A 24,222-nucleotide genomic window follows, 5' to 3' on the forward strand; every position below is an offset into this window, starting at 1 on the left:
AACCTCCAATTTTTATTTCTGAATGGACGCAAAAAATGAAAACCAAGTTCAAGCTCTTAGCGGGCGGGATATTTTTGGCTATGGCTGCAAATAGCTATGCGATCGATGGTGCTATTAATTTCACAGGCGCAATTGTTGAAGAAGCCTGTGAGATTAATGGTGGGGAAGAACTTAATATACCGTTAGGGACTTATTCAGCAGCACAATTCCAGGAAATTGGTGACCTCTCGCCAAAAATCCCTTTCACCCTGCCACTTGATAACTGCCCAGTCGTTTCAGAGGCGAACCCTACCCCTCACTTCCGGATATGGCTGGAGTCAGATACCGTTGCTGACACCACTGATTTGATTGCACTTGGCAATGATTATGGTGACGCCATGGCGGATGGTGTAGGCATCAGAATCGAAGATGCGGCAACAAATGACATCATGAAAATTAATGGCCTGCCTGACATCATCTACCCAATCCCAGGTAAGGTCATGAATGTGAACCTTCTTGCGTACTATGAGTCGTTCAAATTACCTGGCGATATCACTGCCGGTGCCGCCGACGCCCGCGTGAAAGTCACTCTCGATTACAGATAAGCACCTTTAATCTTGCCCTGCATAAAGTCAACTTTGCAGGGCAATTTATTAAGGGCTAATTCAATTACCGCATGAATATATTGCTACTGTAAGGATTCATATTCGCATGGGTAGAAAAAATCCATATATATTATTTTTAATTATAATTTCATTATTCACGTCACAAATAACCTATGCTGGCGGAATTGTTGTGGGGCGCACCCGCGTTATTTATGACGCAGATAAAAGGGAAGCTACGCTTTCCGTTAAGAATAATGCTGAAAGCAATCCTTTCCTCATACAGTCCTGGGTTGATGCGGGGGGAGAAAAAACACGCGGTCCTTTTATCATCACTCCACCGCTATTTCGTCTGAATGCTCAACAGGAAAGTAACCTGCGTATTTCCTATACCGGCAGCGACCTACCGACAGACAGAGAGTCAGTTTTCTATATCAATGTTAAAGCGATTCCTTCAACGCCTAAAAATACAAAAAACGAACTTAAACTGGTCGTCAATACGCGGATAAAGCTCTTTTACCGGCCAACAAAACTGCCCGGAAAATCCTTTGAAGCACCGAAGGCGCTCACTTTCGCCAGAAACAACGGTCATCTCGTTATTAAAAATCCGAGCCCCTATCACGTGGTTTTCAGCTCACTCAGCATTGGCTCTACGTTCTTAAAAGATGTGGCAATGATTGCGCCTTTGAGCCAGTTGGACGTTGTACTTCCACCGGGTACCTCAGGAAGCAGTGTGAAATGGGATGCGATTAATGACTATGGCGGAACAACAGCACGCTATGAACAGCCTTTATAACCAGACAAATAAAGCCACACCATAACTCACAGCCATCGCCAAATTACGGCAACTCAGAAGTACGAGAAAACTATGCTCACGGATGAAAAATTTTTACACACGAGCTTGACTGAGGATGTTAAAAAGAACTCAGCGCCGCTCGTGCTTAAACTGGGTAGCCTGCTGGCCAGTACGGCTATTGGATTACTCGCCGCTCAGGCAGCACATGCAGAAGATGTCTATTTCGACCCTCAGTTTATCGAGCGTAAAGCGGGTGACGTTGGGGATGTCGATCTTTCTTTGTTCCAGAGTAATGATCAGGCGCAGCTGCCTGGTGACTATGACACAGCCTTGTATGTAAATAAAAAATTAAAATTACGACATTCAATCAGCTACTTATCCAGACCAGATGGCACACTTGAACCGCAGATTACGCCCAATATCTTGCGGGCACTGGGCGTCAATGTTGATGCTTTTCCGGCATTAAAAAGTCTTCAGCCAGATGCGCCACTGGATTCGCTTGCACAATATATCCCAGCGGCAGACGTCAAATTCGATTTCTACCTCATGCAGCTTAATTTCAGCATTCCGCAGGCAGCGATCCTTCAGAAAGCTGAAGACTATATTGACCCGTCAAAATGGGATGATGGCGCCCCTTCTCTTTTCTCCAATTATTCCTATTCAGGCGGCCAGCGGAGTTATCGAAATGGCAACGATGATTCCAGCCAGTACCTGAATCTGCAAAATGGCTTAAACGTTGGCCCCTGGCGCGTACGCAATTACACCACTTACAGCGACAGCGGAGATGAGAAAAAATGGGACACGATCTCGACCTACGTGGAACGGGACATAAAATCCATCAAATCAAAGTTGCTGCTTGGTGAAAACTCAACCTCAGGGGAAATTCTCAGCAGTGTTCCGTTCTCCGGGGTTCAGCTTTTTTCTGACGATAATATGCTGCCTAACAGCCAGCGCGGTTTCGCCCCCACTATAAGGGGTGTTGCAAATTCCAATGCTGAAGTCACTATCCGGCAAAATGATCACATTATTTATCAGTCGTTTGTCCCTCCGGGCGCCTTTGAGATTAATGACCTTTATCCCTCATCCTACAGCGGAAATCTTGAGATAACGGTGAAAGAAGCTGACGGAACAGAACGCCGGTTTAATCAGCCTTTTTCCGCGATTCCCGTTATGCAACGCCCCGGCCGGTTGAAATACAGTGCAACAGCAGGTGTTTATCGCGCGACAGATAGCAATGAGAAAGAGCCAACCTTTGCTCAGGGTACAGCTATCTATGGTATTTCAAACACCATTACGTCCTACGGGGGCTCAGTGGTATCTGAAGATTACCTCTCAGGACTCATCGGTGTGGGTTATAACCTCCAGTGGCTGGGCGGCATTTCGGCTGATGTTACACATGCCCGTTCCACACTGGATAATAATCAAACCACCTCAGGCCAGTCATACCGCGTCCAGTATTCGAAAAACATTGAAATGACCGACACGGATTTCAGTCTGGCAAGCTATCGGTATTCAAGTGCGGGCTATTACGATTTTGATGAATCCACACAATATCTTGATGGAGACAATGCTCCGGAACTTGACTATCACAAGCGCAGCAAAATTCAGTTCAATATCAATCAGACATTATGGGAAGGTGCGAGCCTGTATCTGTCAGGATATGAGCAGGACTACTGGAACAATGGCGGCAAGGAAAAGAACCTCTCCGTCGGCTTAAACAACACTCTCTTTGGAGTCAGCTATAACCTGAGCTATTCCTACAGCCAGCTGCAAGATGAAGACAACGATCAACAGATATCCCTGAACCTCCGTATTCCGCTCAGCCGTTGGTTGCCACAAAGTTGGGGTACATACAATGTCTCACACCAGAAAGGCGAGGGAACACGCCATCAGGTTGGGTTAAGCGGAACCGCACTTGACGATCGTCGCCTCAGCTATTCAGTTCAGCAAAGTTATACCGAGCAGGACAATGAGAGCGGGAGCAATCTTTACTCAACTTACCGCTCCTCCTTTGGCAATCTCAACGCAGGTTACAACTACAGCAGAGATTCTCAGCAACTCAGTTACGGCATTGCAGGCGGTATCGTGGCGCATTCCCGGGGAGCCACGCTGTCTCAACCGCTTGGTGATTCCTTTGCATTGATAGATACCAATGGCGCCAGCGGAGCACGTCTGCAAAATCTGCCAGGTGTCAGAACAGACTGGCGTGGTTTCGCTGTCGTCCCGTATCTGACTGCGTATAACGAAAACCGTATCGCAATGGACACCACCACCCTGCCTGACGACGTAGATATCGAAAATACCTCAGCCATTGTGATCCCGAATTCTGGCGCCATGGTAACGGCACATTTTGATGCCCGTGTGGGCGCCCGAATTCTGGTGACACTGGTTCGACCAAACGGTGCCACAGTGCCTTTTGGTGCCATGGCGGCAACTGATAAACAAAGCAATATCGTGGATGAAGGCGGTGTCGTTTACCTGTCGGGTATCCCGTTAGAAAAACAGGTTTTACTTCATGTGAAATGGGGGAATGAAGCCTCTCAGCAATGTCAGGCTCAATTCAACATCTCGGCCTCAACCTCTCAGGTGAATTCGCTGACGGCTCCGTGTATTTAAGGATAATTCATGCACACAACAAAACAGGTTTTGCGCAACCTGACATCGTTCATAAAGCTTACCCTGCTGGGAATGGCCATCAATAGTTTTTCATCCCTTGCACACGCGGGATCAGCGATATGCTCGCCGGAAGATGGCGCTGGCGCGAATTATGAAAATTTTCTTCAGGAAGATATTCCCGCATCTGATAATGAGAGAGGGAAGAAGTATGAAAAAAACATGAATGGTGGGATGCAAAATTACACCATCAGTTGCAATTGTACCGACAGTGATGCCACCAGCAGCGGCGGGGTTTTACTGATGTACACCGTAAAAACCGCCTTGCCTAAGGGAACTGAGCCGGGATATTACAAAATTAACGACCACATTGATGTCAAGGCAATGCTCGATCTGCCTCCGGCAACAGGTATCGCTGTACCGACAACAAAAACACTCGGTGATGCCACGCATCACACCGATGCAAATAATAATGGCGTTTGTGCTCAGCAAAGTACCCGTGCCAGCCTGAATATTGGCTCTCAAGGCTCATTAACTTTTTATATCAGCACACCTTTTATCGGCGAAGTGGACATACCAAGAACCGAGATTGCTGAAGTTTATTTGTCATCGGGCACGGCCATAGTGACCGCCCCTCCGCTTGGTCCGCCTGTTGCCCGCGTCTACATCAGCGGAAAACTGACCGTACCGCAAAGCTGTGAAATCAATAAAGGTGAAACGATCACGGTCAATTTCGGTGCTATCGCCGCCAGTAAATTTATCACTCTAAATCAGCCACCTAAGGGCCATATTCCCACAACATTTAACATTACGTATGACTGCACAGCAAATGGATTGCCTCAGATACCGACCGGCACACAGCTTGCCATGCTGTTGAAAGGTGACGATCTGGCAGATCAATACACGCTGATAGCGAGACGCCGACCTTCTGACAATCTACCCGATATTGGAATTCGCGTTGAAAATGCCGGCGGTACAGCGATACCTTTTGAATCGGGAAATTTACCTATGAATCAAAATGGTATGGGGAATATCTCAATGACGGCTTACCCGATTAATCTGATTGGGGGCAGTCTGGATACCGGTGAATTCAGTGGCATGGCGACCTTGAAAATAGATATCCGATAAGCCCGCCACGTTGTTCAGTTCACAATCTCAATACTCACTAACCGGCTGTCCGCGCGGCCATGATCATCTACCGCGCGGATACGGTATTGCCCGTTATTGATAGGCTGCCAGTCAATGGCGGTTTTACTGGCGGAGCTTCCCAGGTAGATATCATCGACAAACCAGTACACCGTTTTACTGTCCGCATCGGTCACCGCATTAAATGAAATCCGGTCACGCCCCTGCTGGGACTGACGCAGCGTATACGTGGTGTTTTTCAGCGGTGACGTGATGCGCGGCGGATTACCACTCACGTCCACGCCCTCATCTTTGCAGTGATTCACCGGCGGTTTCCGCTTTGGTAATCCGGCCTGCGCAAAGACATTGACCAGGTCCGATGGCCAGAACTCAAACACTTCCGTACGGGTTTCGTCTTCCTCATAAGGCGGGCAGGCGACTTCACCGCTCAGTTTATCGAGACGTACAGGACGGTAAACAGTATCCACTTTGATCGGCGACTTACCGGGAATAAACCAGGTTTTGCCTTTTTGCTGGCACCATGGCGTCGGTAAATTTCCGCTGGCGAGGCAGATATCCACCCGTTTCAGCCCTTTAGGGAAGGGTCGTTTTGGCTCCTGTAATGCAGGATAGCTGGCGGTAATACTGTCGATAATATTGAAGAACAACGGTGCGGCAGCATCGGCACCGACAAAAACGTTATTACCTTTACTGTCGAAATTACCCTCCCAGACCACCAGGACATAAGGGCCGAAAATCCCGACGCTCCACGCATCGCGAAAGCCCCACGAGGTGCCCGTTTTCCAGTAAACCGGCAACGAAGACGGTGCCTGAGCCAGCGTATCCCCCGGACGGCGGTGCTGACGCAGCATATCCAGCGTCATGAAACTGGCTTCTTCACTGAGCAAACGTACGGACGTTGTCTGTTGCGCATCAGTTTTCTGCATCCGCAGTGGTTGCAACACACCGCGGTTCGCCAGTAACGCATACAGTTTTGCCAGCTCCTGCATCGTCACTTCTCCGCCGCCCAGCACCAGCGACAGGCCGTAATGGTTTTCACTGGCCATATCCGCCACGCCGGAAAGCCGGAGAAACTGATAAAACGTCGGCTGGCGCAGCTGCGATGCAACATACACGGCGGGAATATTACGGCTGAAGTTCAGGGCATCGGTTGCGGTCACCGGACCGAGAAAACGGCGGTCGAAATTTTCCGGCGCATAAGCACCAAAAGCAGAAGGGACATCTTTGAGAATAGTCATCGGATGCAACACCCCCTGCTCCATTCCCAGTGCGTAAATAAACGGTTTGAGCGCCGAGCCCGGTGAGCGTTTCGCGTTGGTGCCGTTTACCTGTCCCTGAATATCACGGTTGTAATAATCGGCAGATCCCACCAGCGATCGCACCCCCATGTCCCGGGTATCGACCAGCAAAACGGCCGCATTATGAATGCCGCGACTTTCATTGCGGGTGATAAACGCATTGACCTGCCGCTCAATCAGCCGCTGCAAGCCGGCGTCAATCGTGGTGTCCGTCCGGGTATCTGTACCGGCAAGGTGCTGATTCTGCTGACGAAGCTGTTCAATAAAATGCGGTGCAATATAGGGCATCTGCTCCGGCTGACGCAGCGCCAGCGGCAATCTGAACAAAGAGATCTGGCTGCTGTCAGTTTCATAATGTGCCTGCCAGCGCTGGAAAAGCCGGTTACGCGCCTGCGTCAGCGCCGCGCCCAAGACACCAGTCTTAGGGTCAATACGATAACTCGGTGATTGTGGCAAAACCGCCAGCGTCAGCGCTTCGGGTAACGTCAGGTCTTTCGGCGCTTTGTTGAAATAGATCAGACTGGCTGCGCCGATACTCTCAATGTTACGGCCATAAGGCGCGGCGTTCAGATAGGCTTCGAGAATGTCGTGTTTGGAGTAACTCAGTTCAAGTTGTACCGCACGCAGAACCTGCATGATTTTGCCCGCCGGCGTGCGGGTATTCAGATGCCAGTGCATACGCGCCAGCTGCATGGTGATGGTTGAACCGCCCTGCATTTTCCCGCCTGTCACATAACTGCGCCAGAAGCCACGCATCAGGCTGAACGGATTGAAGCCGGGATTGTAGTAAAAACTGCGATCTTCATGCAGCAGAAGCCCTTTCACCGCCAGCGGAGAAACCTGTTCCAGCGGCGTCCACAGCCGGTAACGATCATCGTTAGCCAGCGTGATGCGCATCAGGATGCCCTGCCGGTCGTAATAGGCCGAGGAAAAAGGCTGTCCCTGAGAAAGTGGCGGATGGGGCCAGAGCCGGCATGCCAGTACGATCAGCGCCAGTAAAAAAACGGCCATTGCGATATTTTGCAGCAGCCGTTTAGTGGATTTAGAAAACGCGGAAAAGGAGATCATCTTGCTACTCAGAACAGGTTACGCCCCGCCGTTAACGACGGGGCGACTGCGTTTTGTTATTTTTTAGCAACAGCCGCTTCGTCAGCCGGCACGACCACCAGTTTTTTATCACTGACGGAAAGCGCCTGAACGTCGCGGTCATACATTGCTTCACCGTAAGCTGGCGGGATCACAAAACTGCCGGTGTTGGTGGCTTTGATCTGATACACAAACTCCTGCACATCGGTGCTGGCGCTGCCGTAGATCACCACTCTGTCTTCACGAATATCACTGTAATCCGGTGCCCATGTTGAACCCGATGCCGCCAGCGGTGACTGCCAGGAGGCCGACGCTTCTGCATCACTGTTTTCATCACTGCTGTCAGACTCCGGCTCCGGTGGCGTTTGCTGAACCACTTCAAAACCGCCCGGCAACAAATCGACAATCGCCAGATTGTCCTGTCCTTCCTGCGAATTAGCGCGGACTTTCAGATGCACATTGATCTTCTGCCCCAGTGTCACCTGGGTGACCGCATTGCCTTTTTCATCCGTGTAATCGCGGGTGATTTCCAGACCACGTGAAATGGCTTTCTTCGGCGCAGACAGGTCATAACCGGCCTGTGTTACCACGTACCAGGCGGGCGCATCGTTGCCGTTTTCAATACGAAGCGCCTGTGCATCGGCGGTGAAATTCGCTTTAGCAAACAGTCCCTGAACCTGTGAAATCAGCTGCGGTTGCACATTTTTGGTTTTGCTTAACTGGGTGATTTTCAGCGCATCCGGTGCCGTTGCCTGCGCCGCCACCTCGGCGGAATAACTCTCCAGCGCCAGAATGCTCATCGCAGAGGAATACGTCGTATAACGTTCCTCTTTCAGCGCTTTGACCATATTCTCCAGCACCTGCGGCGGAATAACGGAGACTTTTTCCGGGAAGTGACGGGTGATCAGATACAGCTGCGTCGCGTCCTGCACCAGCGGATCAAAGTAACTTTGCGTCCACCAGGCTTTGTCATACGCCTTGCTCAGTTGCTTCCAGGTTGGCTGCAACAGCGTATTCGCTTCATCATCCATTTTCAGCAGACGATAAGACGACGCCAGATACATCGCACTCAGATCGGTTTTCCAGGTGTCCGGATAACGCTGCTGCAAGGTGTCTTGTACCGAGGCCAGCGAACTGGTGGTGATTTCACCCTGACGCGTCAGCAGATACACCGCCCATGCGCGCAGACGTAGCGTATATAAATCATCATTCTGATTCGCTGCCAGTTCGCGCAGTGCCGAATTGGCCTCCTCCAGCATACCGGCTGGCAATGCAACGCCCGCGGCTTTGGCTTCCAGCAGATATTGCACCACGTAAGGCGTGACGAACGGATCGGTTTGCGGCGACGAACGCCACAGGCCAATCGCGCCGCTGTCATTCTGACGTGAACGCAGCACTCCCAGCATATCTTTCAGCTGCTTACTGCTTTCCGCCTGACTTTGTTCACCTTTCATTTCAGGATGAAGAGTGCCGAGGATCAGCGGGACCGAGCGGCTGACAATCTGTTCAGAACAGTAATAAGGATAATCAGCCAGATACTGTGACAGCCCGCGGGTCAGCACCAGCGGCGAGTTAGACACTGCTGCTGTGCGCACCGCGTAGGCGTCAAACATCTGACGCAGATTATCGACGTTCTGACTGCTGCCGCTCATGCGTCCCATCACTGACTGCGTGCGGAACGGCATTGCCGGACGCACTGAGGTACTGATGGTCCGGCGGCTGACTTTATCGCCATACGTCGCGTCAAACACCAGCGGCGCATCGCCCGGCAAGGCTTTGGCGCGCAGACGGAAGTTAATCACACCTTCACGTTTTTCGGCCAGCGACAGGCTCTGTTCGGCTTTACCCACCACTTCCAGCTGTGGCGGCACACTCAGGTGAATCGCGACCGGAATGCTTTTACCGTTCAGCCCTTCAAGGTTATTGCTGACTCCCACGCTGACGTCAAACTCATCACCCGGTGCCACCATTGACGGCACGTTCGGCGTCATAATGAAGTTGTCGCGCACCGTCGCAGACGTCTGCGCTTTACCGATTTTGTCCGGCGTCACGGAAATCGCCATCACGCGGATTTTACCGTTGAAGTAATCCGGTACCTGATAATCGAACTGCTTCCTGCCGTTGACTTCGGTAATCCCTGACCAGTAAGCCACAGGCTTATCACGCTTGCGTTTGAACGGATTGACGTTCAGATCCAGCCCTTCACCCGCGTCACCGCCCGGGGCAGCCGCAAGCTGCATCAGTTTGCTGAACTCCGGCAGGATAAGATCCAGGATTTGCGAGCTTTCCACGCCCAGTTCGCGTTTGCGGAAGAAGTATTCCAGCGGATCTTTCAGGCGATAACGTGCCACCTGCAAAATCCCCTCATCGACAGCAAACAGCGCCACCTGTTGCGGGCCGTCAGTTGTCACTGTCATGGCCAGATTTTCGCCAGGTTTAATCACTTCAGGCGCTTCGACTTCAAGAGTATTCTGGCGCGCTTTAGTGCTGATTTTAAACGGCATCACGCCGTAGCTCAGCGGGCTCATAAAGATTTCATCGGAATTCACATCACGCACAAACTGCACGTTGATGTATCCGTTCCCTTCCATACCCGCAGGCACGCGGATTTTCTGCACAGAACTGGTGGTATCAGTATGGAACCACTGCCAGCTGTAGACTTTGTCTTTCTCGATGGTGATCAGCCCGCTGCCGGTGTAAGGCGCGTTAATAGCCACTTCGATTTCCTCACCCGGCTGGTATTGCGCCTGATTGAGTTTCAGTTTCAGCTCGGCATTTCTGTCCAGCGAACGGCTCAGGTTGGCGTTACCGGCCACAGTGTAGCCAATACGGTTCAGCACGTTGCCCTTGGCATCTTCCACCACCAGCACGAAATCACCCGGTTTATCCGTCGCCAGCGTCAGGTTATTGCCCTGCGCCGTCAGCGACAGAGGCTGTTCCGACAGCTGTACTTCTTTCATTTTCGACTGATATTTGTAAACGCCGGAATCCTGTTTGGTCAGCACAGAGATATATTTCTGCTCGACGAGCGCGACTTTCAGATCCGGTAACGCAATCTTATTCAGCGAAGGATCGACCGCAATCACGTTCAGGTGACGGACCGCGTTATGGGTGATGTATCCCAAATCACCGTCAGCTTTTACCCCAATCAGATAGTCATAAGGTGACACCAGCACCCGCGCCGTTGCGGCCACCGAACGCCCGCCACCGGCCACGAACGCCTCGGAAAGCAGTTGCAGCTGATAGGTCGCGTCAGCGTAAGATTTCAGATCCAGCGGAATAGTCGCCGTACCTTTTTCATCGGTTGTGCGGTCTTCCAGTTCCGTTTCGAAACCGTCGCTGTTCTGGCGGTTCTCGTAGAATGCGTAATCCGGGAACTGATCGAAGCTCGGATACATCGGGCGCAGCGTCAGTTTCGAGGTCACACGGCGGTCCTGCGCTGGCGTACCAAACAGGTTCTGCACGTCGATATTGGCCTGCAGTTCTGACGGTTTCACCCAGCCTTGTTTACGCTCCGGCGTCAGTTGCAGTTTCACCTTCAGCTGATCCGGCTCGAATTCTTTAACGTTTACCGAGGTATGGCCCAGCAAGGTGGAAGACTCGTTGTCTTTGCCGATCAGATACAAATAGACGTTCCATTCACCGGTCGGAGAATTATCGTCAGTGGTATAACTCAGCTCATTGAAACCGCTGGAACCCAGCGTCAGCGGGATGGTGCTCATCAGCTTGTCGCGCGGATCATGGATTTCTGCACGCACCGGTACACCAGCCAGTCCGTTGCTCCAGTCGGCGGCGCGGGTGATCAGACCGATATTGAAGGTATCGCCCGGACGATAAACGCCGCGATCGGAGAACAGATAACTGCTCAGCGTACGCGGGTCGTTCGGGGTAATTTCACCATCGACATCAAAACGGGAGAAATCGAGGCCGCGGTCATTATTTCTGTCAGCAGGCAGGAAGGACACATCGCCTTCTTTTTCGACCAGGAACATCACCGGCTGGCGCTCACTGGTATACACGTCCAGCGCAGGGAAACGCACGTGGCCGTCGTCACCGGTGATTTGGGTCAGCAACGTCACACCGTTTTTAGCGATGACAGAGACTTTTGCGTTTGCCACCGGCGTGCCACTGTGAATCGACTGCACAAACACATCACGGGTTTTATCCTGCGAACGCTTGGCAATAATCCCCAAATCGGTGACCACGACAAAGCGCGAATCCCCAACCGGCGCTTCATCCCCGCTCTGATCTTCGTCCTGATAGATATTGCCGTCATCATCCGCTTCGGGTTTCACTTCTTTCTTCTTCGGATCCCATTCCGACAGCGTCAGCAGGAAAACGCCGCGATGTGATGTCGGATCGGTGGAGAGATAACGCGAGAGGTCGACGCCCTGATAATTCACTTCACCCGGCTTATCGTTGTTTACCGCGGTCTGATATTTAAAGTGCTCGGTAAAATACTCGTCATTGAGTCGGTTAAATTCCGCCGAAGAATACTGGCGACTTTTGAACGACACGATGTGTTGCAGCTGGCCTGGGATCACCCGTTTGATATCCAGACGCATGCCCGGCACGTTGCGTGCCGCGACGCTGATTTGCTTGTCACCGTTGACCGACAGCAGTGAGCCTTGCGACATAAATTGCAGGGATTTTGGATAATCAGGCACCGCAACGATGCGGTACACTTTTTCCGGCATTTTGTAGCCACCGGAAGAAGTCAGAATATTGTCGATTTCCACCAGCATGGCGCGGTGCGCTGGCGCATCAAAGCGGAAACTGAACTGTGGCTGATAATCACTTTCGGCGTCATTCAGCTGAATGTTCAGCGGCGTAGACTGCGCGAGGACGTTATTTTCCACGCTGTCGACTTCCCAGCTGGCGTAATCATCCGGGCCTTTGGCTTCATCCTGATCGTTTGGATTGTGCTGTGGCAGTAACCAGACTTTGACCGCCTGGCGGATATCTTTGTCTTTGACCGCATCGCTGAAGCCGACGATCAGCGCACGCTGACCTTTCGCGCCGTCGGCATCCACCACCTGCGCGCTGGCTTCGTTAACCATCAGGCTGTAAAGCGTCGGCACAGACACCACGCCATTTCGTGCCTGTGTGGTCGGTGCAGAAGGGACGGATGCTTTCACGCCTTCGCCAATGGTCACCCGCACGGAACCGCCGTGGTCGAGCGATTTCAGCGGTTCGGAATGTACCCAGGCATTGAGTTTCTTCTGGTCGTAGACCACGGAATAATTGAGTTTCGACTCAGTTTTGGCTTTGCCTTCGGTCAGGCCAAGCGAAATCTGTTTTTCAAAACTGGTGACATCCACCGGCGCGTTGAACTTAACGTTAAAAATCGCGCTGCGTTTTTGCGGGTCTTGCGGATCCTGATAGTACTCGGCTTGCCCCAGCTGATAACCGAACGCCGGAGCGGTGAATTCATAACGGGTTTTCGCCAGCTTGATTTGCGGCGCGAGCAGGACGTCAGGCGAGAAATTCACTTCATATTGGGTGCCCATCGGCAGCGGATTTTTCGGGGTGAAGACTAAGGTGTAGCCGCTCACCCATTTCCACTCACCTTCGGCGGCCGGTTTCAGGGCTATCCCTTTTTCGACCACTTTGCCCACGTCGGTAATTGGCGCGACGGAGTTACGGAAATTGAAAATCGCCTGCTGCGGTGCAGGTTTTTGCGCCGCGTAATTAATGGCTTCGGGGCCGCTGATGCGCACGCTGGTATCCTGATAAACCATCGGCGCCGGTTCGATCGGCTGCGGCCGGTTGAGCCACCAGTGCCAGCCATAAACGCCCGCACCCGCGGCGCACAGCAAAACCAGAATCGCCAGACTGATGGCTTTGGGGTACTTATCTACTCCGCCTTCAAGACGCGCAAAACCACGCTTAAGCCAGCCGGACATTGCCGTCCACCAGACAGGCGCACGCCAGTCGATATTGCCGACAATCGGTTTAAAAATGCGGCCCAGCAGACCCAATACAAAGGCCAGCACGCGCAGGATGCCTTTTATCAATGTAAAAGGCAGACGAAGTAAGAATTTTAATAAATCCATTTGTACCTGTACCCCAATCCCTGTAGACGGTTAAACGCGAGAGATATTTTTATTTAATTCATTATATTACGTGAAATATCTGAAGGTAAAAAAACGTAAGAATCAGCACAGAAGGATAATAGCTCTCTGGCTAAAAAGCCATCATATAAAGCGTAGCAGTGAGTCAGACTTTTCGGTCAATTTGTGCGCTGTCAGGAAAGCGATTGTGTGAAACAATGGCGGCAGATTTCTGTGCAGGAAAACAGTGAGAAAGTGACAGGTAATATGAAAACGAAACTGATTACCCGTGAAGGCTACGACAAGCTCAAAACTGAGCTCGATTTCCTGTGGCGCGAAGAGCGCCCGGAAGTGACCAAAAAAGTGACCTGGGCCGCAAGCCTGGGCGATCGCAGCGAGAATGCCGATTATCAGTACAACAAGAAACGGCTGCGCGAAATCGACCGCCGTATCCGCTATCTGACCAAATGTCTGGAACAGCTGCGCATCGTCGATTATTCGCCGCAGCAGGACGGCAAAGTGTTCTTTGGCGCCTGGGTGGAAGTCGAAAACGACGACGGCGACATCAAGCGTTTTCGCATTGTCGGCTATGACGAAATTTTTGGCCGCAAAGACTACATTTCTATCGATTCCCCGATGGCACGCGCCCTGCTGAAAAAAGAAGTCGGCGACAGTCTGGTGGTGACCACGCCAGCCGGCGACGCGACCTGGTACGTCAATGAGATTGACTACGGGAAATGATCAGCTAACTCTCAAAACGCGCAGACGGGCGGCCTGATGACTGGCATTTTCGGTCTTCAAACCGTATAACTGTGCCCTGCTTTTTTAACGAATAAAACTGATACCAGACCTATGAATGATCAACTGAGCCGCATTATCGCAAGTGAATTGCAGGTTCGCCCGGAGCAGGTTGCTTCCGTGGTGCGTCTGCTGGATGAAGGTAATACCGTGCCGTTTATTGCGCGGTATCGTAAGGAAGTCACCGGTGGGTTGGATGATACCCAACTGCGTCAGTTGGACACCCGTCTGGGTTATTTGCGTGAGCTGGAAGACCGCCGCCAGACTATCCTCAAGTCCATCGAAGAACAGGGCAAACTGAGCGACGATTTAGCGAAAGCCATTAAAACCACGCTGAGCAAAACCGAGCTGGAAGATCTGTATCTGCCGTTCAAACCGAAGCGCCGCACGCGCGGGCAAATCGCTATCGAGGCGGGGCTGGAACCGCTGGCAGAATTGTTGTGGAACGATCCACAAAACGAACCTGAAACCGCCGCCGCGAAGTTTATAGATGCGGATAAAGGCGTCGCCGACACCAAAGCAGCGCTGGATGGCGCACGCTACATTCTGATGGAGCGTTTCGCTGAAGATGCGTCGCTGCTGGCGAAAGTTCGTGATTACCTGTGGAAAAACGCCCATCTGACCTCCCGCATGGTCGAGGGTAAAGAGCAGGAAGGCGCGAAATTCCGCGACTACTTCGATCACCATGAACCGATTTCTCAGGTGCCTTCTCACCGTGCGCTGGCGATGTTCCGTGGCCGCAATGAAGGTATCCTGCAGCTGGCGCTGAATGCCGATCCGCAGCATGACGAGCCGCCGAAAGAAAGTTATGCCGAACAAATTATCATCGACCATCTGGGTCTGCGCCTGAACAACGCGCCAGCCGACGTCTGGCGCCGTGCCGTGGTCAACTGGACATGGCGCATCAAAGTGCTGCTGCACCTTGAAACCGAGCTGATGGGCACCGTGCGCGAACGCGCTGAAGATGAAGCGATTAACGTATTCGCCCGCAACATGCATGATTTACTGATGGCTGCGCCAGCGGGTATGCGCGCAACCATGGGCCTGGATCCGGGTTTACGTACCGGTGTTAAAGTCGCCGTTGTGGATAACACCGGCAAACTGGTGGATATCGATACCGTTTATCCCCACACCGGCCAGGCTGTAAAAGCCGCACAACAGGTTGCCGCGCTGTGCATCAAACATAATGTCGAACTGGTCGCTATCGGTAACGGTACCGCTTCCCGCGAAACCGAGCGCTTCTTCCTCGAACTGCAAAAACAGTTCCCGGCGGTCAAAGCGCAGAAAGTGATCGTCAGTGAAGCCGGTGCGTCGGTGTATTCCGCTTCCGAGCTGGCGGCGCTGGAATTCCCGGATCTGGATGTTTCGATTCGTGGTGCCGTTTCCATTGCGCGTCGTCTGCAAGATCCGCTGGCTGAACTGGTGAAAATCGACCCGAAATCCATCGGAGTCGGCCAGTATCAGCATGACGTCAGCCAGTCTCAGCTGGCGAAAAAACTCGATACCGTCGTCGAAGACTGCGTGAACGCAGTGGGTGTGGATCTGAATACCGCGTCCGTTCCGCTGCTGACCCGCGTGGCTGGTCTGACGCGCATGATGGCGCAGAATATCGTTAACTGGCGCGACGAAAACGGTCAGTTCCGTAACCGCGAACAGCTGCTGAAAGTCAGCCGTCTGGGGCCAAAAGCCTTCGAGCAATGTGCAGGCTTCCTGCGTATCAATCACGGCGACAACCCGCTTGATGCCTCAACGGTTCACCCGGAAACCTATCCGGTGGTCGAACGCATTCTGGCAGCGACGCAACTGGCGCTGAAAGAACTGATGGGCGATTCGAATGTGCTGCGCGGCCTGAAAGCCAGTGAATTCACTGACGAACAGTTCGGCGTGCCGACTGTTACTGACATCATCAAAGAGCTGGAAAAGCCGGGGCACGATCCGCGTCCTGAGTTTAAGACCGCGACCTTTGCCGATGGTGTGGAAACCATGAATGACCTGATGCCGGGCATGATCCTTGAAGGTTCTGTCACCAACGTCACCAACTTCGGGGCATTCGTGGATATCGGCGTACATCAGGATGGTCTGGTTCACATCTCATCACTGGCGAATAAATTCGTTGAAGATCCGCATACCGTGGTGAAAGCTGGCGATATCGTCAAAGTCAAAGTGATGGAAGTCGATCTGCAACGTAAACGTATCGCGCTGACCATGCGTCTGGATGAGCAACCGGGCGAAGCACCGGCACGCCGTTCTTCCGCGCCAGCGTCAGATTCGCGTGACAATCAGAAACGCCATACACCAAACAAACCTGCGGGACGCAATGCCGCACCGGCGGGCAATAATGCGATGGCCGATGCTCTGGCTGCCGCTCTCGGCAAAAAACGCTAATTTCTCGTTTTTTCCTGCAAAACGGAAGCCGCTGATATTCAGCGGCTTTTTTTATGTGTCTTTTTTCGACACTTTTTAAAGTCTCTCCTATTGAATCAATCACTGAGGTAAATCAATAAATCCTCACTGTTGCAGGCTTAGGATAGCGACGCGGTGGAGATTCCCGTGAAGAGGCCCCCCTATTTATTTTGTCTCCACACGCGTACTAATTATGATAACTATTCTCGTTTGTACTTCTTTGCGTATTCAGTACGCCGTCAGCCTCAGGCTGGCAATTTCGCACCAGGGACAATTTCTGAGCAATATTTCACGAGCAGTGAAATCAACGGGCACGGAAGCGCGGCGTCACCTTTGTGACGCTGCCCCCAAAATGCCTGAACGCTTCGCGAGGAACTATGCAACTTCAATCAAAATGTGCTTATAAAATCACCGGCTTTTCTCATGAAATCAGTCCGGCCTATCGCCAGAAACTGCTGTCTCTCGGCATGCTTCCGGGATCATTCTTCAACATCATCCGCGTGGCACCGATGGGCGACCCGGTGCAGATAGAAACCCGCCGCACCAGTCTGGTCGTGCGCAAAAAAGACCTCGACCTGCTCAAGCTTGAGCTTCTGGCCTGACCTTTCTGATGGGTTTCTGATGGGTTTCTGAAAGATTGTTTAGCGCGGCTCTGTTGAGTCTTCCGCGTTTTTTCCTTTCTCACACGTAGATCTGAACGTATGAAAGCACTGACTATTGGCCTGATTGGTAATCCCAACTCAGGTAAAACGACCCTTTTCAACCAGTTAACCGGTTCGCGACAACGCGTTGGTAACTGGGCTGGCGTCACCGTTGAACGTAAAGAAGGCCAGTTCGCCACCGCAGACCACCAGATTACGCTGGTCGATTTGCCCGGCACCTATTCACTGACCACCATCTCCGAGCAAACCTCGCTTGATGAGCAAATTGCCTGTCATTACATTCTGAGCGGCGACGCAGATCTGATGATTAACGTCGTGGATGCCTCAAACCTTGAGCGCAACTTATACCTGACACTGCAACTGCTTGAGCTGGGCGTGCCCTGCATTGTCGCGCTGAACATGCTCGACATCGCCAAAATTCAGAACATCAATATTGATATCCCGGCGCTGTCTGCACGCCTGGGCTGCCCTGTTGTTGCCCTGGTGTCTACCCGCGCCAGCGGCATCAAAGAACTGAAAGCGGCCATTGATGAATTGCCACAAGTGGCCGCGCTGGAACGTGTGAAATATCATCCGGTGCTGCAACAGGAAGTGGAAGTGCTGGCCACTGAAATGCCGCAAGATATGACGCTGCAACAGCGTCGCTGGCTGGCTTTGCAAATCCTCGAAGGGGATATTTACAGCCAGACGCACGCAGGTAACGCGCAGGCTTTACTGCCGCAGGTGAAAGCCCGTCTGGTAGAGCAAAAGCTGGAAGATCCGGCGCTGCTGATTGCCGATGCGCGTTATCAGAGCATTGCGTCACTGTGCGCGGACGTCAGTAACTCGCACCTCACCGCGCCCAACAAGCTGACGCAGGTGCTGGACCGCGTGATCCTCAACCGTTTCCTCGGCGTGCCGATCTTCCTGCTGGTGATGTATCTGATGTTCGTGCTGGCGATCAACATCGGCGGCGCGCTGCAACCTATTTTCGATATCGGCTCGGCAGCAATTTTCATTCAGGGTATGCAATGGGTGGGATTCACCCTGCACTTCCCGCAGTGGCTGACCATTTTCCTGGCACAGGGCGTGGGCGGCGGTATCAATACGGTTCTGCCGCTGGTGCCGCAAATCGGCATGATGTATCTGTTCCTTTCCTTCCTTGAAGATTCCGGTTATATGGCCCGCGCCGCGTTCGTGATGGACAGGCTGATGCAATCGCTGGGGCTGCCGGGTAAATCTTTCGTGCCGCTGATTGTTGGCTTTGGCTGTAACGTGCCGTCCATTATGGGTGCCCGTACGCTGGATGCCCCGCGTGAACGCCTCATCACCGTGATGATGGCGCCGTTTATGTCCTGCGGCGCACGTCTGGCAATTTTCGCGGTGTTTTCTGCGGCATTCTTCGGGCAAAGCGGTGCATCCATCGTGTTCTCGTTGTATCTGCTCGGTATTGTGGTCGCTATCCTGACCGGCCTGCTGCTGAAATACACCATTATGCGCGGTGAAGCCTCGCCGTTTGTGATGGAACTGCCGGTGTATCACGTTCCGCACCTGAAAAGTCTGCTGCTGCAAACCTGGCAGCGTCTGAAAGGTTTCGTGCTGCGCGCCGGTAAAGTGATCGTGATTGCGAGTATTTTTATCGGCGCCCTGAACAGCTTCTCGTTCAGCGGTCAGGCGGTGGATAACATCAATGATTCTGCACTGGCCTCGGTCAGTAAAGTACTGACACCGGTGCTGGCGCCGATGGGCGTACATTCTGACAACTGGCAGGCGACCGTGGGTCTGGTCACCGGCGCGATGGCGAAAGAAGTGGTGGTCGGTACGCTGAACACGCTGTACACCGCCGAACATATCCACAATGAGGAATTCGACGCTGCCAGCTTCAACCTGTTCGATGAACTGGGCGGCGCAGTGCAGGAAACCTGGCAGGGGCTGAAAGACACCTTCAGCATCAGCGTACTGTCGAACCCGATCGAAGCCAGCAAAGGTGACGGTGAAATGGGCGTCAGCTCCATGGGCGTCATGAGCACCAAATTCGGTACCGCCATTTCGGCTTACAGTTACCTGATTTTCGTGCTGCTTTACGTGCCTTGCGTCTCGGTGATGGGGGCGATTGCCCGTGAAACCAGCCGCAGCTGGATGACGTTCTCCATTTTCTGGGGGCTGAACGTCGCCTACTCGCTGGCGACCCTGTTCTATCAGGTGGCCACTTTCAGCAACCATCCGGCCTACAGTGCGGGCGTCATCTTCATCGTGCTGCTGTTCAACGCTATCGTCCTCACCTGCCTGCGCAAGGCACGCAGCCGGGTCAGCCTCCATTTGCAGCCGCGTAATATCGCGGCCTGTTGCGAACCAGCTACCGGCAGCGACTGCCACTAGGAGATAACATGACTACGCTGATTCAGGTTCGCGACTCTCTCGCACTGGCTGGCCGGGCAGATGCCCGCCAGCTCAGCCAGCAGCTTAAGGCTCCGCAGCCGCTGGTGCAGGCCATGCTCGAACGGCTGGTGGCGATGCGAAAAGCAGAAACGGTGGAAGCGGATGACAGCTGTCTGAGCGGCAGCTGTAAAAGTTGCGCTGACGGCAAAAAGTGCCTGACCGTGTCTTACACCCTGATCCCCTGAACCCGGCTTTTCCGCCCTTCCTGAATAGTCGCCCGGCGGCTATTCAGCTATCATCTCAGACCGCAACGGCCTAAAACGCGCCGCAGGAGCCTGTATGATCGACAGTGAAATCACCTTCCGCAAACTCGAAATTTTCCTCGCTTACATGGAAAAGCAAAACATCACCCGCGCAGCCGAACAACTCGGTCTGAGCAGCGTGAGCGTGCATCGCGCCCTGCATTCTCTGGAAGAAGGTTTGCGCTGTCCGCTGTTTATCCATCGCGGGCGCAATCTGCTGCCGTTGCCCGCGGCTGAAGCGTTACTGGAACATGCCACGCAGGTGATTGAACAGATGGAACATGGGATCCAGGCCACGCAGCGCGCCGCCGGTTTTGGGGATAAACGCCTGAAAGTCGGCACGTTGTATTCGCTGACCCTGGAAACTATTCCGCGCCTGATTATGGGGCTGAAACTGCGCCGACCCGAGCTTGAACTGGAGCTGGTGATGGGGTCTAACAGTGATTTGCTGCAAAAGCTGGAAGACGGCCTGCTGGATGCGATTCTGATTTCGACCAGTGATTCGAGCGTGGACGCACAGCGCTACGATCAGTTGCCGCTGTTTCAGGATGATATTTTTCTCGCTGCCCCCGCCAGCGCAGAACTGGCGTCGGAAGGCACGGCGGATTTACGCGATTACAAACAGAAGAAATTCGTTTCACTGGCAGAAGGGTTTGCGACTTACCACGGCTTTCAGGAAGCCTTTCAGGTCGCCGGTTTTGAGCCGGACATTGTCACACGGGTAAACGATATTTTTTCGATGCTGAGTCTGGTACAGGCGGGCGTCGGATACACGCTCATTCCCGGCAGGATGAAAGGCGTGTACGAAAATACGGTGAAATTACTGCCACTGGCAGAAGCCTATCAGATGCGCCAGACCATTTCGCTGGTCTTCCCGCACAGCCGCGAGCACGATCCCAACCTCCTCGCCCTCGCCGCTGAAAGCCGGATGTATGCGCTAGCGAGCAGAAAGCGCTGACAGACGGTTATTTACTGCCTGTTTAGCGACCGGCTTTCCCACTATTAAGCCCTCAATAGAAATATCTTCATCAAGGGCATCCCAATGCAAACCATAAGCACTGATTTCATAATCCTGACGCTGCGCGGGTGTTGCATTCAGCAGGACCGGGAACTGCATCAGCGGTACCTCCAGGATTTGCCCATCTTCAAGAGTGACCCACATCGTACTATCATCGAACCGAACACTTTTAGGCGAAATATTCATTCCATGCTCCTTGAAAGACTGTCTGATAAACGTTTGTTAGCGTTATGATTTCCCTGACTTCTCTGGACGAAAAACCTGTCTGACGACACATGGCAACAGGTACAAGCCAAAGTTTGGCTTCTTTCTGACCGGATCTTACATGAATATGATGAGGCTCAGGCGGGTTTCCCTCATTGGAATAAAAGAAAAAACGATAATTTTTAAAGCGCAGAATAACTGGCATGTCGGTGACTTCCCTGTGTTAACGGTTCGGTAAAAACAAAAAACCTTTCACTCAGGAAAGGCTTTTATTCCGTAGCATCCCCAACCTATCATGCCTTTAATCAGCGTTCGTTTTCCCGTAACCGCGCTGCGAGACGTCCCGCAACATGCATACCTGACTGGCATAAAGACAGCGCTTCGCCCTGTTCCATCGCACGGCGGGTCAGGCCGGTAAGCACCGCGCCCGGCGGCATTTCAATTGCCAGTCGCACATCGCGCTGGTAGGCCGCGACCATGGCATCACGCCAGTTCACAGTACGCGCCATGTTCATCGCCAGATCGTCCGCGATTTTTTCCGCCTGCCAGTAAACACGCCCGGTTGTTCCGCTGAGATAACCGCAGGTCGGACGGGAAATGTGAATCTGTTTAAACGCCTCAACCAGTTTCGCCGCAGGTTCATCGAGCAATGCGCAATGTGATGGCACACTGACCGCCAGCTGATGCGTTTTCTGCGCTCCCAGCCCTTTCGCCAGTTGCATGACCTGTGCCATAGCGGCATCGCTGCCCGCAACCACCAGCTGGTCTTCCGCGTTAATATTCGCCAGATACACCGGAGATTCAGCGCTGTTGACCTGCGCCACCAGTTCCTCAACCTGCATCTGACGCAACCCGGTGATCGCTGAAAGGCCAAAGCCTTGCGGATAGGCCTTTTGCATCAGTTCCCCGCGCAGCGCGACCAGCCGTACGGCATCATCAAAGTCGAGCGCACCGGCAATCACCGCTGCCGGAAACGCACCAATTGACAGCCCGCTGCAAAAATCGGCCTCAACGCCTTCGGCCTGGCATTGTTTCGCCCAGACCACACCGGCAATCAGCAAACACAGTTGTACGGCACGGGTGGAGCGTAAGGCATCGGCGGTATCAAGCAGCAAAACATCTTCGCCCAGCGCGAGGCTGGCCTGTTCAATGAGGGAATGTGTGAGCGGGTTATCCGGCAGGCGATGCAGCATTTGCGGCACCTGCGGGCCCTGTCCGGGGAAAGTAAATAAGATTTTCATCGTGCTCCTTGCTTCTTGTGGCCGGTTTCAGTCTGCCGGCAATTGCCACGGGTCGCGCACCAGCAACGGGCCGGACGCCGTTTTCAGCATGATGTCACCGCCACGCAGCCATTCGCTGAGGGCAAATCCGCCCTGTGGCGTATTGATCTGAACATCGGCGCGGCAGGGAAGCCGCTGAAGCTGGTCGTAAAAATCGGAAAACTGAGAAGGATCCAGCGGCGTGTCGCAGCGCACCAGTAAATCAAGATCGCTGTCGGCGTGCATGACGGGAAGGTCACTGACCAGCGCGTAGGCGCAACTGCCCGTCACGCCCCACGGGAAAGGCAGTTGCAGGCTGCATAACGTAATCAGCGCCTGCACCGGTTGCTGTGACACAAACGGCGAATGCAGTAATGCATTCACGTCGCTGACCAGAGATTCGGGCGTGACGACCCGCACCACCGCCGCCGGATCTATCCAGGCGGCGGCACGCTGAATACGGGTCATGCCGCGAATGCCCACAGGAACTGCGCCGTCAGCCCGCTTATCGCGACGCACCACCAGCGGCAGCGACGTACGCCAGCCGGTGTTTACCCACGCGGGTAACGTGTCGTCGCTTTGCAGCGCAGAACGGTCGCTAATCCAGACAAAATCATGGGCACGCGGGTCACACATATTCCAACCTTTCTGATTAGTGAAGTGCGGCTGTCAGAGAGATAAACAGCGGCAATGTCACGATACATAATACGGAACTGATCAGCAGTGACGCTTCTGCATCCGGAGACTGAACCCCGAAACGGTTCCCGAACACGATACCGAAGAAACCGGCAGACAACGCAATCATCAGGATCGCCGTCACAGCCACCTGACCGCTCAGGCCAAATGCCAGAACCAGACCCCAGGCAATAAACGGCTGGATCAGGTTTTTCGCCACGCAAGACAACAGCACCGGACCGTTAATTTTCAGTTTACGCGCTGACAGGATAACACCGGTCAGGAACAGCGCAGACGCGGTCGCTGACAGACCCAGCGGTTTGATCGATGCCAGGAAAATTTCCGGCATTTTAATGCCAATCGCCGACAGGATCACGCCCAGCAATGGTGCCCAGACGATCGGTTTTTTCACTGAACGCCACATCAGAACCGGCAACAGTGCCAGAGAGGACCCCTGATTTTCACCACTGAGACGCGCTTTTTCACGTTCTAGGATCAGCAGACAGAACGGCGTCATCAGCACGGAACCGCAGGCGATAGATACCGCGACGGACAGTGAAGTCGACGGCGCATCACCCATCACGCTGCTCAGAATCGGCAAACCAAGCGCCGCATAGTTCGGCAGTGCCACAGTCAGCGTCAGAACCGCCGCATCCTGCGGAGACTTTTTAAAGACTTTGGTACAAATAAAGTAAATCGCCGCGTAGGTTATCCACATCGCCAGAACCAGCACCAGAATCAGCGGTGACTGTTCAACAATGCCCGCCCACGGGGTCTGTACAGTTGCTGCAAACAGCGCAGCGGGTAAAGCAAAATCCATCACGAAAATATTAAGTAAAGAGACATTCTGGTTATCCACCATTTTCGCTTTCCCGGCGTAAAAACCGAGGATCATGATGACGAAAATAGGGGCAAGCGCGTGCAATATTACGTAAGTCATAGCGTTTTTCCTGAGGCAAAAAATGAATGC

Annotated in this window: 17 protein-coding genes; 10 read left to right on the forward strand and 7 right to left on the reverse strand. The window is 53.0% G+C overall.

The window, feature by feature from the left end; translation table 11 throughout:
• Positions 1-35: 35 nt before the first annotated feature.
• The 4 genes from ACJY2G_RS15430 (at position 36) to ACJY2G_RS15445 (ending at position 5,118) form a co-directional block, all read left to right on the forward strand.
• Positions 36-584: a fimbrial protein gene (locus tag ACJY2G_RS15430; protein WP_120162612.1), complete on the forward strand. Its 549-nt coding sequence runs from the start codon at positions 36-38 to the stop codon at positions 582-584.
• Between the two features lie 106 nt (positions 585-690).
• Complete coding sequence (locus ACJY2G_RS15435; protein WP_430320414.1) at positions 691-1,377, forward strand: fimbrial biogenesis chaperone; 687 nt, start codon at positions 691-693, stop codon at positions 1,375-1,377.
• Between the two features lie 72 nt (positions 1,378-1,449).
• Entirely contained in the window at positions 1,450-3,993 is a 2,544-nt protein-coding gene (locus ACJY2G_RS15440) for a fimbria/pilus outer membrane usher protein (RefSeq protein ID WP_120162614.1), read from the forward strand.
• 9 nt (positions 3,994-4,002) lie between these two features.
• Positions 4,003-5,118 carry a fimbrial protein gene (locus tag ACJY2G_RS15445; protein ID WP_430320415.1) on the forward strand — a complete coding sequence of 372 codons (1,116 nt, stop codon included), beginning with the start codon at positions 4,003-4,005 and terminating at the stop codon, positions 5,116-5,118.
• A 14-nt stretch (positions 5,119-5,132) separates the two neighbouring features.
• Here the strand turns inward: ACJY2G_RS15445 and pbpC are convergent, their stop codons facing one another.
• Both pbpC and ACJY2G_RS15455 read right to left on the reverse strand, forming a co-directional pair.
• The gene (gene pbpC / locus ACJY2G_RS15450; protein WP_430320416.1) at positions 5,133-7,502 is read right to left on the reverse strand and encodes a penicillin-binding protein 1C; all 2,370 of its coding nucleotides are present in this window, start codon (positions 7,500-7,502) and stop codon (positions 5,133-5,135) included.
• 56 nt (positions 7,503-7,558) lie between these two features.
• On the reverse strand, positions 7,559-13,576 hold the full coding sequence (locus ACJY2G_RS15455) for an MG2 domain-containing protein (RefSeq protein WP_430320417.1): 6,018 nt from the start codon (positions 13,574-13,576) through the stop codon (positions 7,559-7,561).
• Between the two features lie 264 nt (positions 13,577-13,840).
• On the opposite strand from ACJY2G_RS15455, the gene greB reads away from it, so the two are divergent.
• The 6 genes from greB (at position 13,841) to ACJY2G_RS15485 (ending at position 21,054) form a co-directional block, all read left to right on the forward strand.
• Positions 13,841-14,314 carry a transcription elongation factor GreB gene (greB, locus tag ACJY2G_RS15460; RefSeq protein ID WP_113877248.1) on the forward strand — a complete coding sequence of 158 codons (474 nt, stop codon included), beginning with the start codon at positions 13,841-13,843 and terminating at the stop codon, positions 14,312-14,314.
• A 111-nt stretch (positions 14,315-14,425) separates the two neighbouring features.
• Positions 14,426-16,756 carry a Tex family protein gene (locus tag ACJY2G_RS15465; protein WP_120162618.1) on the forward strand — a complete coding sequence of 777 codons (2,331 nt, stop codon included), beginning with the start codon at positions 14,426-14,428 and terminating at the stop codon, positions 16,754-16,756.
• Positions 16,757-17,151: 395 nt separating this feature from the next.
• Positions 17,152-17,376, forward strand: a complete 225-nt coding sequence (gene feoA, locus ACJY2G_RS15470; protein WP_112288655.1) for a ferrous iron transporter A — start codon at positions 17,152-17,154, stop codon at positions 17,374-17,376.
• A gap of 99 nt (positions 17,377-17,475) precedes the next feature.
• On the forward strand, positions 17,476-19,794 hold the full coding sequence (feoB, locus tag ACJY2G_RS15475) for a Fe(2+) transporter permease subunit FeoB (protein ID WP_120162619.1): 2,319 nt from the start codon (positions 17,476-17,478) through the stop codon (positions 19,792-19,794).
• An 8-nt stretch (positions 19,795-19,802) separates the two neighbouring features.
• Positions 19,803-20,039: a FeoC-like transcriptional regulator gene (locus ACJY2G_RS15480; RefSeq protein WP_112288657.1), complete on the forward strand. Its 237-nt coding sequence runs from the start codon at positions 19,803-19,805 to the stop codon at positions 20,037-20,039.
• A gap of 94 nt (positions 20,040-20,133) precedes the next feature.
• Positions 20,134-21,054: a LysR family transcriptional regulator gene (locus ACJY2G_RS15485; RefSeq protein ID WP_430320418.1), complete on the forward strand. Its 921-nt coding sequence runs from the start codon at positions 20,134-20,136 to the stop codon at positions 21,052-21,054.
• Here ACJY2G_RS15485 and ACJY2G_RS15490 read toward each other — a convergent pair.
• The 5 genes from ACJY2G_RS15490 to ACJY2G_RS15510 form a co-directional block, all read right to left on the reverse strand.
• Positions 21,034-21,300 carry a DUF2442 domain-containing protein gene (locus tag ACJY2G_RS15490; protein ID WP_430320419.1) on the reverse strand — a complete coding sequence of 89 codons (267 nt, stop codon included), beginning with the start codon at positions 21,298-21,300 and terminating at the stop codon, positions 21,034-21,036. The two genes, ACJY2G_RS15485 and ACJY2G_RS15490, sit on opposite strands and share 21 nt — an antisense overlap.
• Positions 21,284-21,523, reverse strand: coding sequence for a DUF4160 domain-containing protein (locus ACJY2G_RS15495; protein WP_113877203.1), 240 nt, complete (start codon positions 21,521-21,523; stop codon positions 21,284-21,286). The genes ACJY2G_RS15490 and ACJY2G_RS15495 overlap by 17 nt, the downstream gene beginning before the upstream one ends.
• 100 nt (positions 21,524-21,623) lie before the next feature.
• Positions 21,624-22,559, reverse strand: a complete 936-nt coding sequence (gene mdcH, locus ACJY2G_RS15500; protein WP_430320420.1) for a malonate decarboxylase subunit epsilon — start codon at positions 22,557-22,559, stop codon at positions 21,624-21,626.
• A gap of 27 nt (positions 22,560-22,586) precedes the next feature.
• Positions 22,587-23,213, reverse strand: coding sequence for a malonate decarboxylase holo-ACP synthase (locus ACJY2G_RS15505; RefSeq protein WP_430320421.1), 627 nt, complete (start codon positions 23,211-23,213; stop codon positions 22,587-22,589).
• Between the two features lie 16 nt (positions 23,214-23,229).
• Positions 23,230-24,192, reverse strand: coding sequence for an AEC family transporter (locus ACJY2G_RS15510; protein ID WP_095923831.1), 963 nt, complete (start codon positions 24,190-24,192; stop codon positions 23,230-23,232).
• Between the last annotated feature and the right edge of the window lie 30 nt (positions 24,193-24,222).

This window comes from Rahnella sp. ATs2 (genome assembly GCF_051851855.1).
Taxonomy (GTDB): domain Bacteria; phylum Pseudomonadota; class Gammaproteobacteria; order Enterobacterales; family Enterobacteriaceae; genus Rahnella; species Rahnella variigena.

Excerpts from the sequence above, each read along its gene's own strand:
- ACJY2G_RS15430 (WP_120162612.1), top strand. The coding sequence starts at position 36 with ATGAAAACCAAGTTCAAGCTCTTAGCGGGCGGGATATTTTTGGCTATG.
- ACJY2G_RS15435 (WP_430320414.1), top strand. The coding sequence starts at position 691 with ATGGGTAGAAAAAATCCATATATATTATTTTTAATTATAATTTCATTA.
- ACJY2G_RS15440 (WP_120162614.1), top strand. The coding sequence starts at position 1,450 with ATGCTCACGGATGAAAAATTTTTACACACGAGCTTGACTGAGGATGTT.
- ACJY2G_RS15445 (WP_430320415.1), top strand. The coding sequence starts at position 4,003 with ATGCACACAACAAAACAGGTTTTGCGCAACCTGACATCGTTCATAAAG.
- pbpC (WP_430320416.1), bottom strand. The coding sequence starts at position 7,502 with ATGATCTCCTTTTCCGCGTTTTCTAAATCCACTAAACGGCTGCTGCAA.
- ACJY2G_RS15455 (WP_430320417.1), bottom strand. The coding sequence starts at position 13,576 with ATGGATTTATTAAAATTCTTACTTCGTCTGCCTTTTACATTGATAAAA.
- greB (WP_113877248.1), top strand. The coding sequence starts at position 13,841 with ATGAAAACGAAACTGATTACCCGTGAAGGCTACGACAAGCTCAAAACT.
- ACJY2G_RS15465 (WP_120162618.1), top strand. The coding sequence starts at position 14,426 with ATGAATGATCAACTGAGCCGCATTATCGCAAGTGAATTGCAGGTTCGC.
- feoA (WP_112288655.1), top strand. The coding sequence starts at position 17,152 with ATGCAACTTCAATCAAAATGTGCTTATAAAATCACCGGCTTTTCTCAT.
- feoB (WP_120162619.1), top strand. The coding sequence starts at position 17,476 with ATGAAAGCACTGACTATTGGCCTGATTGGTAATCCCAACTCAGGTAAA.
- ACJY2G_RS15480 (WP_112288657.1), top strand. The coding sequence starts at position 19,803 with ATGACTACGCTGATTCAGGTTCGCGACTCTCTCGCACTGGCTGGCCGG.
- ACJY2G_RS15485 (WP_430320418.1), top strand. The coding sequence starts at position 20,134 with ATGATCGACAGTGAAATCACCTTCCGCAAACTCGAAATTTTCCTCGCT.
- ACJY2G_RS15490 (WP_430320419.1), bottom strand. The coding sequence starts at position 21,300 with ATGAATATTTCGCCTAAAAGTGTTCGGTTCGATGATAGTACGATGTGG.
- ACJY2G_RS15495 (WP_113877203.1), bottom strand. The coding sequence starts at position 21,523 with ATGCCAGTTATTCTGCGCTTTAAAAATTATCGTTTTTTCTTTTATTCC.
- mdcH (WP_430320420.1), bottom strand. The coding sequence starts at position 22,559 with ATGAAAATCTTATTTACTTTCCCCGGACAGGGCCCGCAGGTGCCGCAA.
- ACJY2G_RS15505 (WP_430320421.1), bottom strand. The coding sequence starts at position 23,213 with ATGTGTGACCCGCGTGCCCATGATTTTGTCTGGATTAGCGACCGTTCT.
- ACJY2G_RS15510 (WP_095923831.1), bottom strand. The coding sequence starts at position 24,192 with ATGACTTACGTAATATTGCACGCGCTTGCCCCTATTTTCGTCATCATG.